A 9,552-nucleotide genomic window follows, 5' to 3' on the forward strand; every position below is an offset into this window, starting at 1 on the left:
ATATAAACCAACGAAACCAAATTAAATTAGAATGAAAGGATTGGACACACTGGATTGGGTGGTGATCAGCTCCTATTTTGTGATATTGCTTGGGGTTGCCTGGTGGGTAATAAAACAAAAGCAAAAGAATACAGAGGATTATTTTTTGGCCGGACGAAACATTGGGTGGTTTATGGTTGGGGCTTCCATTTTTGCCTCAAACATTGGGTCCGAGCATGTAGTTGGATTGGCCGGCAACGGGGCAGGCGATAAGATGCCATTATTGATTTATGAGCTCCACGCCTGGATTGTTTTAATGTTGGGTTGGGTGTTTTTACCTTTTTATGCCAGAAGCGGGGTATTTACAATGCCCGAGTTTTTGGAAAAGCGTTTCGATGCCCGCTCCAGATGGGTACTTTCCATAGTGTCTTTAATAGCCTATATACTTACCAAAGTTTCCGTAACCATTTATGCAGGTGGAGTAGTGGTCTCTGCCTTGTTGGGAATACCCTTTTGGATCGGTGCGGTGGCAACCGTGGCACTTACGGGTCTGTATACCATTTTGGGTGGAATGCGTGCTGTAGTCTATACCGAGACCATACAGGCCATTGTGTTGGTGCTCGGGGCAGGAATCCTTAGTTTTATGGGACTTGAGGCTGTAGGGGGCTGGGGAGAGCTGAAGGAAACCATAGGAGTGGATTATTTTAATATGTGGCGGCCCAATTCGGACCCGGATTATCCATGGCTTCCATTATTTCTTACCAGTACCATTGTGGGAATCTGGTATTGGTGTACAGATCAGGTAATCGTGCAACGGGTGCTTACTGCCAAAAGTATTAAGGCAGGCAGGCGTGGAAGTATCTTTGGAGCACTTTTAAAGCTGATGCCGGTTTTTCTTTTTCTTATACCTGGGGTGGTAGCCTTGGGGCTTAAAATGCAAGGGAAATTGGACTGGAACAGTCCGGATGAGGCCTTTCCGGTATTAATGAGCAATCTTCTGCCTTCCGGCCTCCGTGGTTTGGTAGCTGCGGGATTGTTGGCTGCCCTGATGAGTTCCTTGGCTTCCGTATTTAATTCCTGCTCCACCTTGTTTACCTTGGATATCTATAAAAAGCTGAAACCCAATAAACCTGAAGAGGAATTGGTAAAAACCGGTAGGACGGCAACCTTTTTCGTAGTTGGGCTGGGACTGTTGTGGATACCTGTAATTACAAGGCTCTCGGACGGCTTATACGAATACCTGCAGAATGTACAGGCCTATATTTCCCCACCGATTACGGCGGTGTTTCTTTTGGGGATTTTTTATAAGCGCATTAATGCCAATGGAGCAATCGCTACTTTGGTAGGCGGATTGATCATAGGATTTTCCAAACTGACCTTGGAAATCATGAAATCCAGTTTTTCCGAGGGAAGTTTTCTTTTTAACCTCGCTGATGTGAACTGGTTGGTATTTGCTGCCTATTTCTTTGCCCTCTGTGTGGCCATTGCTGTTATAGTGAGTATGTTTTATCCGGCCCCTTCCGCAGCGCAATTGTCCGGCCTAACCTTTGGAACGGTTACGGCAAAACAAAAAGCGGACAACAAGTCGAGCTATACTATTTGGGATATAGTGGCTTCGGTGTTGGTGGTGCTCATTGTGCTGTATATTATGATATCGTTTAGTACGCTATCATTGTAGTGATCGCCTAAACTCTTTTTTATGTCCCAGATTTTAAGCTAGTTTTTTCCTAAAAAAATCGATGGTGCGTTTCCAAGCCAATTCGGCAGCTTCACGATCATACCTGGGTGTGGTATCATTGTGAAAGCCGTGGTTTGCTTTAGGGTATATATAGGCATTATATTCCTTGCCATGTTTCTTTAGAGCTTCTTCATAGGCCGGCCACCCTTCGTTAACGCGTGTATCCAATTCGCCAAAATGGAGCAATAATGGGGCATTTATTTTTTCAATATCTTCTGTTGGCTGTCCGCCGTAAAAAGGAACGGAAGCTCCTAAACCAGGAACCTTTACCGCCATCATATTGGAAATCCAACCTCCAAAACAAAATCCTACCACACCAACCTTGCCGGAGCATTCCGGGTGGGCTTTCAAATATTCAAAGGCAGCGATAAAATCCTCCAACATCTCATCTCGATTTCGCTTGCTTTGCAATTCGCGACCATCATCGTCATTGCCGGGATAACCGCCAAGAGGTGTCAAAGCATCTGGAGCCAAGGAGATAAACCCTGCAAGGCCGGCCCTTCGCCCAACGTCTTCTATGTGCGGATTCAATCCACGGTTTTCGTGGACCACGATTATTCCTGGAAGTTTTACCTTGGTATCGGCCGGTCTAGAAAGCAAACCCTTTATGGAACCTCCTCCTTTTGGGGAATCGTAATAGATATATTCCGATTTTAATTTGGGATCATTAGGTTTTATCTGGATTTTTTTCACATAATCAGGGGAAATAAAGCTAAGTAAGGAAGCTACCGTTAGCCCACCAACCGCATAGGTGGATAATTTATCCATAAACAGCCTTCTACTTACCCTGTTATGGGCATAGTCATCATAAAGGTCAAAAACCTCTTGTTTAATATCCTCTTTTTTCAATGGTTTCATGGGCGTTAATTTATGGTTGAATGTACTTTCTAGTCTTTGGGTTCCATCAGATCCGATCAAAAATATTCCCTTGTGGCATACTTTACGGAGGAATGCGGAAGGGACGCTTTTTAAAGGATTTTTCTGATTTTCATTGCTTTATTTAATGTATTTATAGCAAAACAAAGCCTTGAAATAAACAGTACTTACTAAAAGTATGAAATTAGTTTTAACTTTTAAAGATAATTATGAAGTCAGGCTAATTGTCGTATTTCCATAATGCAAAAATTATTGGACTTTGGATATCTATGAGTCAATATTGCATTACTAGTTTTAGTATATAACGAATTTTGGTATATTAATTATAATTATGGTTTAGACGGCGAATTCTTAAAATGATTTAAAATTAAAAATGACTTTTGAGGTTTATTTTTACTTATATTTGATTTCTAGTTTAATGGCAATTTTGGCCATTAAGACTTTCCCCCAAATAAGTTTATTGTTCATTGGCCAGTGTTGGGATTCCAACACCAGGTTTAACCATTAATAGCTTATAATTTGCTTAAACGATTACTATTAAAATTTGTCAAGTACTACCTCCCAATTCTAATATTAAGTGTTTTGGCGATTTTGTGGCTATATAAAATGGAGCACGAAAAGCTGATTTCCTTACAGCAAGATGAACTTTCCAATAAAAAACAACTGATCGTTGAACTTCTAAAACCCATGATAGCCAATCTCTATTATTGGAAGCAATACAATTTTAGCGAGAGCGATTTTGATCCAGAGCAGAATGCCCATTTAGAAAAGAAAATTGGTGATTTTATTATTGGTATGGACAGTTATAATCAATTTAGGCTAATTGATTTGTCAGGAAAGGAGGTATATAGACTTAATAGACAGGATAATGGTAAAATAGTAAAGAGTTTGGCCCTACAGGACAAGGCCAATAGGGATTATTATCAGGCGACCACGGAACTTGAAAAAGATCAAATTTATTTGTCCCCATTAAATCTGAATCAGGAAAACGGCGTATTGGACTTGCCATATAAGCCAATGATTCGAGGAGTAGCGCCTATATTCGATGCTCAAGGCACCAAATTGGGCATTGTGGTTATTAATTTTAGTGCCGAAAGGTTTTTGGACCTGCTCAAAAAGGACAATCCTTATTCCTTTATGTTGTTGGATCGTTTTGGCAATTACCTGATATGTAAGGATAGTAAAAAAGAGTTTGCCCATTTAATTCCCAATAGCCAAAATATTACCTTTTATGAGGAACACCCCGAGTTAGCGGATTCACTGCGTATGAAAGAATCTACATCTTTGTTCCGGAACGGGGATCTGTGGATAAAGACCGAATTGGATTTTAAAAAGGAACTTGGCCAAACTCCTTTATTTCAGCATAAATTTGCGGACATCAAAACCAATAATAAATGGCTGCTTTTAAAACATTTGGATTCAGAGATTTTAAATGCTAGGCTGAAAAGTGAGATCTTTTCAATATTCCTTATCAATTTATTGGCAATTGCTGTTATTTTTTGCCTATCATTTCTTGAAGCAAAAAGTGATACTTCCAAAAGGAAGTATATGCAGGCCCTTGAAGTAATTAACAAGGAGCTGGAAAGCAAAAGTACCGAGTTGGAAAGTAAAAACAACTCCTTGGCGGCCATGCAGAGCAAACTTGAGCTGCGGAATGCACAACTTCTGGAGTATAACAATATTGTTGCCCATAACCTAAGGGCTCCTACTACAAGCGTTTCTGCTTTGGTGTCCATGTTAAAGGAATCCAAGGATTATGAAGAGGCCAAGAGTTATTTTCCCAAATTGCAAAAAGTAACCCATGCTATTAACACCCTAGTGGATGATCTTCTAATTTACGTTAGGATTCTGAACGATGACCACCAGGTAAATATGGAAAATATAGCGTTGGAACCTTTGATAGAGACAACCTTGGATTTGTATGTTGAAACTTTTGACTTGGAAACCATAGAAGTGAAGACAGATTTTACTGCATGGAAAGAAGTGAAGTTTTCAAAAATTTATTTACAGAGTGTAATTCAGAATCTAATATCCAATGCCATAAAATATAGGGATCCCAGTAGAAAGTCCGTCATATTTATCCGTACCTTATGGGAGAACGACAAGAAAGTTTTAGTAGTGGAGGACAATGGTGTAGGGGTGGATCTGAATCGTTATGGCAACGATATTTTTAAATTATATAAAAGATTTCATCGTGGACTATCCGGAAAAGGTATGGGTTTGTTTCTGGTGAAAACACAGTTGGAATCTTTGAATGCCAATATAGAAGTAACCAGTAAATTGGGAGAGGGAACCATATTTAAAATAACATTTGACAGCTATGAATAACTTAAGTTTTTTTCTAATCGATGACGATGAGATTTTTCAGTTTATAATGAAGAATACCATTGCTGAAATAAGTCCGGACATTAGGATTAAGTTTTTTTCCGATGGTGAAAAGGGTATCGATTTCCTAAAACAGAACCTGGGTGCTGCCACCAATCTTCCGGATATTATCCTTTTGGATGTAAACATGCCTTTTATGGATGGATGGGAGTTTCTCAATGAATATAAATCACTTCAAACCGAAATAAAAAAGGATATCAATATATATCTGCTTACATCGTCCAATAATCCTAACGATATAGCTATGGCCAAAGAGATTAGTGAACTTTCTGGTTATTTGGTAAAGCCAATATCGAAGGAGGGAATCAAAAACCTAATTAGTCATTTTCCAACAAACGAGTGGTATCATAATCAATTTTAGATGGTGATATATTTTAGCAGTCTGGTCTAAGGTTGGTTTATGGGCTGGTGAAATAACGAAAGCTCCGAGATTTTTTTTTTGGTTGGAAATTCTAATGTCCGTTTTTGAAACAGCTGTCGGCGCACCTGAGATTTATTGTAGCTTCTATTTAACCGCTAATATAACTGCCTGGTAGTCCTACGGACCGTTTACAGGCAATAACTAATTGGGAAAGGTCCTGGCAAATCCCTTTTTTTTCCTTCCTCACTTCTGCAACAGGAGTGGAAATATTTGTAAGCCCTGATACAAACTGAAAATCGATAAAAAAATGTATATTCTGACTGCGGTTTGGAGTCAACTCCTGCCGCTAGATTGGTCTTTTGGGGCAAATTACTTATTAGGCGTTGCGAAAATTGGACAATACAGAAAACTCCTTATATGAATAATAGCATTGTGTATCCTATATTTGCTCTATTCAAGTATTCCGATATATCTCCGTTATGGCTAAATACTTAATAGTCGTTTTTTCATTTGCAGGCCTATTGCTTGCTTCATGTAATGAAACCTCAAACAAACAAAATCGAACCGATCAGAAAATTGTTGCCCAAACCGCTCAAGCTTCTTTAGCGGACAGCTCGATAGTTTATAAAACGGATAATTTAATTGTTAATCGGCTATCGGACCATATTTACCAACATATTTCATTTTTAAATACAAACGATTTTGGCAGGGTGGCCTGTAATGGGATGTTGGTGGTATACGAAAATGAAGCGCTTGTTTTTGACACGCCAACGGATGATGAAAGTTCGCTGGAATTGATAAACTATGTGACCAAAAAACTTAATTGTGAAATAAAGGTAGTGGTGCCGACTCATTTTCACGGAGATTGCGTAGGAGGGTTGGAAGCCTTCTATAAATACAATATCCCAGCGTACGCATCCAATAGTACTATAGAATTGTTGGGAGCCAAGGACAAAGTATTCTCCAGACCTATGAACGGTTTTGTCGATAGCCTTGCTTTAAATATTGGGGGCAAAAAGGTATATGTGGAATATTTCGGGGAGGGCCATACCAAGGATAATGTTATAGGTTATGTTCCATTGGATAATGCCATTTTCGGTGGATGCCTCATAAAGGAAGTAGGCGCCACTAAAGGCAATTTGGAAGATGCCAATGTAAAGACGTGGTCCAATACCGTGAGAAAAATAAAGCAAAAATATCCCGCCGCAAAAATTATAATACCAGGACACGGAATTGCTGGTGGAACAGAATTATTGGACTATACCATAAAATTGTTCCAATAAAAATGTCTTAGTCCTTAGAAAAAGAAGCTCCCCATTGATCCATACTTCTTAAGATATTCTCCAGGGATTTCCCTTTATTGGTCAAGCTGTACTCCACCTTGGGGGGGACAACGGGGAAAACTTTCCGGGCAATTAGTCCGTCCTGCTCCAATTCCCTCACGGTCTGGGTGAACATTTTATTGGATACTCCTGAAATTTTCTTCTGTAAAACTCCGGATCTTAAAGGGCCCTCCAATAAATGAAATAGAATTAAAGGCTTCCACTTTGTGCCAATTAGGTTCAGGGTATAGTGCAGGGGACAATTATTTTTGATCATTAAGTTAATTTAAATACTTGATAATGTACATTTTACTCGTTTAGGTAACTATATTACTTTTAGGTAAGTTATTGCTGTTAGGGCAAATATAGATTAATTTTGCAGTCTAAAATAGAATCCATGAAAACAAATAAAACGTATCCAAAATCATTTTCTCACATTGGAATTACCGTTCCAAATATTAAGGAAGCCGTAAAATTTTATTCAGAGGTGATGGGCTGGTATATTATTATGGAGCCCTCCACAGTAAAAAAGGAAAGGGAAACAGCCATTGGTCAAATGTGTATCGATGTTTTTGGGGAGGACTGGCAGGAATTCGAAATTGCCCATTTGGCAACCTCGGATGGTATTGGTATTGAATTGTTTTCCTTTCCACATGGTGTTAAGGAAGCACCAGAGTTTAATCCTTTTAATACCGGTCTTTTCCATTTTTGCATACAGGACCCCAATATTGAGGAGCTGGTAGCCAAGATTGTGGCCCATGGCGGTAAGCAAAGAATGCCCATTAGGGAATATTATCCCGCAGACAAACCTTATAAAATGTGTTATGTAGAGGATCCTTTCGGGATTGTATTTGAAGTCTATACGCATAGCTATGAACTCACCTATTCTTCCGGGGCCTATGCCAAATAGGGGGCTATGGGCAAAATAATTGATCCCTGGTTGGCTGTTAAAGAAGTTGTATAAAATGAAAAACCCCGTAAATCATATGATTCACGGGGTTTTCTTTGTACTCGAGGTGGGAATCGAACCCACACTCCGAAGAACTGGATTTTGAATTCAGAGTATTTTGATGTCATATGTAGTTAAATAGCTCATATTAAGCTATTTACATTTTTACAAAAAACAATAAAGACCATATAAAACCATAAAAAACCACCATTTGTTGTACCTATGTTGTACCTAGAATTCGTATCTTTAGTATAAATAGTAAAGTATGGGGTCAAGTATAAAGGTAACTCTTCGCAAGAAAGCGAACAAACAAGGTCTTTTTCCTTTAGCGGTTCGCATAACTAAAAACAGAAAAACGACCTATCTTTATATAGGGCATTACATTGCTATTAAATATTGGGATGAAGGCAATCGCGAGGTGCGAAAATCGCATCCCAATTCCATACGCTTAAACAATCTTCTAATCAAGAAGTTGGCGGAAGCGAACCAAACCTTAATTGATTTACAGACTCATCAAAATGATATCTCGTCAAAACAGATAAAAGAGGAAATTGCAACTCCGCTTACCAAAACTAGCTTTAAAGAAATTGCCGATAATTATTTAGATAATTTAGAAAAAACAAATAAACTACAGCGTTTATCATCCGATAAAGCGCGAGTCGGTCATTTTATAAGATTTGTCGATAATGATGATTTAAGTTTTCGAGAAATTGACGAGGCTTTATTGCGTCGTTTTTCACTCTATTTGAAAACTACACGAAAAGTATCTCAACGCTCGGTCATTAACAACTTAATTGTAATTAGAACCCTTTACAATAAAGCTATACGATTAGGAATTGTTGACAGAAAATTGTATCCATTTGGAGCGGATAAAATACGCATCAAATTCCCCGAATCCGAAAAAGTTGGGCTTACCATAGAAGAAATTCAATCAATCGAGGCTTTGGAGGACTTAACGGAACAGCAATCTCATGCGCGAAATGTTTGGTTGTTTAGTTTTTATCTTGCAGGGATGCGTGTTGGTGATGTTCTTATGATTAAGTGGAGCGATATTTATGATGGCCGGTTACACTATCGTATGGGGAAGAACGAAAAATTGTTATCCTTTAAATTACCAGAGAAAATTACATCACTTTTAAGACGATATGATGAGGACAGGAGATCCAGTGAGGATTTTGTTTTTCCTGAAATGAACAATGCCGACCTGAAAAATCCGAAAGATATTTTTAACAAAGTAAAAACCGCCAACAAAAAATTTAATAAATATCTCGTGCATATCGCAGAAAAAGCGAAAATAAACAAAAAGCTCACCATGCACATTGCCCGTCACAGTTTTGGCAATATTTCAGGCGACAGAATTCCTATTCAGATGCTGCAAAAGCTATATCGTCATTCCACCGTTACAACTACAATAAATTATCAAGCCAATTTTATGCATAAAGAGACTGATGATGCTTTAGAAAAGGTTATTAATTTCTAAATTTTCAAAGTTTCAAAAAGTTCAGCAAAAAAGGAAAGTTAATACTTTGCGCATTTTTAATTTTTCTCCCTATCCACGAAAAAAAGCACCTTTTGCGGTGTCAATTTCTATAACTCAATCACTTCTTTAAAAGCTACATTGAAATCCCCTTACCCTTGTACTTCGACCAATCCGTGAGTTCATCCTTGAACCCATTGTAATTCTCCTCTTGCCCTTTTTTGCCCCTATTGCCCAATAACGAACTGATGGCATAAACGCCTTTTCGCAACAAACGGTTTTGTTCGATGGAAGATTTCCTTTCCAGTGCCTTATTTAAACTTTTCCGAAGTCCGTTGCCCATATGGTGATGCACCATTTCCGAATGGAGGTTTGGGTAAACTTTTTCAGCTGTCAGCATAAAGGCGACCCTATCGTACATTCCCCTTTCCATTAGATGGCCCGCCCAAAGGTTCTTGAGATCGT

The 9,552-nt window shown here is 38.7% G+C and carries 9 protein-coding genes; 6 read left to right on the forward strand and 3 right to left on the reverse strand.

The window, feature by feature from the left end:
• Positions 1–31 precede the first annotated feature (31 nt).
• Positions 32–1,657 carry a sodium:solute symporter gene (locus MWU82_RS01855; RefSeq protein WP_247095016.1) on the forward strand — a complete coding sequence of 542 codons (1,626 nt, stop codon included), beginning with the start codon at positions 32–34 and terminating at the stop codon, positions 1,655–1,657.
• Positions 1,658–1,690: 33 nt separating this feature from the next.
• On the opposite strand, the gene MWU82_RS01860 is transcribed toward MWU82_RS01855, so the two are convergent.
• Positions 1,691–2,575, reverse strand: a complete 885-nt coding sequence (locus MWU82_RS01860; RefSeq protein ID WP_247095017.1) for a dienelactone hydrolase family protein — start codon at positions 2,573–2,575, stop codon at positions 1,691–1,693.
• A 624-nt stretch (positions 2,576–3,199) separates the two neighbouring features.
• Here MWU82_RS01860 and MWU82_RS01865 point away from each other — a divergent pair.
• The 3 genes from MWU82_RS01865 to bla all read left to right on the forward strand — a co-directional run bounded on the left by MWU82_RS01865 (position 3,200) and on the right by bla (position 6,622).
• Positions 3,200–4,921 carry a sensor histidine kinase gene (locus MWU82_RS01865; protein ID WP_247095018.1) on the forward strand — a complete coding sequence of 574 codons (1,722 nt, stop codon included), beginning with the start codon at positions 3,200–3,202 and terminating at the stop codon, positions 4,919–4,921.
• Positions 4,914–5,339: a response regulator gene (locus tag MWU82_RS01870; RefSeq protein ID WP_247095019.1), complete on the forward strand. Its 426-nt coding sequence runs from the start codon at positions 4,914–4,916 to the stop codon at positions 5,337–5,339. Before MWU82_RS01865 ends, MWU82_RS01870 begins: the two co-directional genes overlap by 8 nt.
• A 479-nt stretch (positions 5,340–5,818) precedes the next feature.
• On the forward strand, positions 5,819–6,622 hold the full coding sequence (gene bla / locus MWU82_RS01875; RefSeq protein WP_215947876.1) for a subclass B1 metallo-beta-lactamase: 804 nt from the start codon (positions 5,819–5,821) through the stop codon (positions 6,620–6,622).
• 7 nt (positions 6,623–6,629) lie between these two features.
• On the opposite strand, the gene MWU82_RS01880 is transcribed toward bla, so the two are convergent.
• Positions 6,630–6,938 carry a helix-turn-helix domain-containing protein gene (locus MWU82_RS01880; protein ID WP_247095020.1) on the reverse strand — a complete coding sequence of 103 codons (309 nt, stop codon included), beginning with the start codon at positions 6,936–6,938 and terminating at the stop codon, positions 6,630–6,632.
• Positions 6,939–7,058: 120 nt separating this feature from the next.
• Here MWU82_RS01880 and MWU82_RS01885 point away from each other — a divergent pair, with 120 nt between their 5' ends.
• Together MWU82_RS01885 and MWU82_RS01890 are read left to right on the forward strand one after the other, a co-directional pair.
• Positions 7,059–7,571: a VOC family protein gene (locus MWU82_RS01885; RefSeq protein WP_215947877.1), complete on the forward strand. Its 513-nt coding sequence runs from the start codon at positions 7,059–7,061 to the stop codon at positions 7,569–7,571.
• Between the two features lie 304 nt (positions 7,572–7,875).
• The gene (locus tag MWU82_RS01890) at positions 7,876–9,090 is read left to right on the forward strand and encodes a site-specific integrase (RefSeq protein ID WP_247095021.1); all 1,215 of its coding nucleotides are present in this window, start codon (positions 7,876–7,878) and stop codon (positions 9,088–9,090) included.
• A gap of 133 nt (positions 9,091–9,223) precedes the next feature.
• Here the strand turns inward: MWU82_RS01890 and MWU82_RS01895 are convergent.
• On the reverse strand, positions 9,224–9,552 hold a 329-nt coding region (locus MWU82_RS01895; protein WP_247095022.1), incomplete at its 5' end, for a hypothetical protein.

The organism is Arenibacter sp. S6351L (genome assembly GCF_023016025.1).
GTDB classification, from domain to species: Bacteria; Bacteroidota; Bacteroidia; order Flavobacteriales; family Flavobacteriaceae; genus Arenibacter; species Arenibacter algicola_B.

What these genes read in the sequence shown, in the direction of transcription:
- MWU82_RS01855 (WP_247095016.1), top strand. Translation starts at nt 32, where the DNA reads ATGAAAGGATTGGACACACTGGATTGGGTGGTGATCAGCTCCTATTTT.
- MWU82_RS01860 (WP_247095017.1), bottom strand. Translation starts at nt 2,575, where the DNA reads ATGAAACCATTGAAAAAAGAGGATATTAAACAAGAGGTTTTTGACCTT.
- MWU82_RS01865 (WP_247095018.1), top strand. Translation starts at nt 3,200, where the DNA reads ATGGAGCACGAAAAGCTGATTTCCTTACAGCAAGATGAACTTTCCAAT.
- MWU82_RS01870 (WP_247095019.1), top strand. Translation starts at nt 4,914, where the DNA reads ATGAATAACTTAAGTTTTTTTCTAATCGATGACGATGAGATTTTTCAG.
- bla (WP_215947876.1), top strand. Translation starts at nt 5,819, where the DNA reads ATGGCTAAATACTTAATAGTCGTTTTTTCATTTGCAGGCCTATTGCTT.
- MWU82_RS01880 (WP_247095020.1), bottom strand. Translation starts at nt 6,938, where the DNA reads ATGATCAAAAATAATTGTCCCCTGCACTATACCCTGAACCTAATTGGC.
- MWU82_RS01885 (WP_215947877.1), top strand. Translation starts at nt 7,059, where the DNA reads ATGAAAACAAATAAAACGTATCCAAAATCATTTTCTCACATTGGAATT.
- MWU82_RS01890 (WP_247095021.1), top strand. Translation starts at nt 7,876, where the DNA reads ATGGGGTCAAGTATAAAGGTAACTCTTCGCAAGAAAGCGAACAAACAA.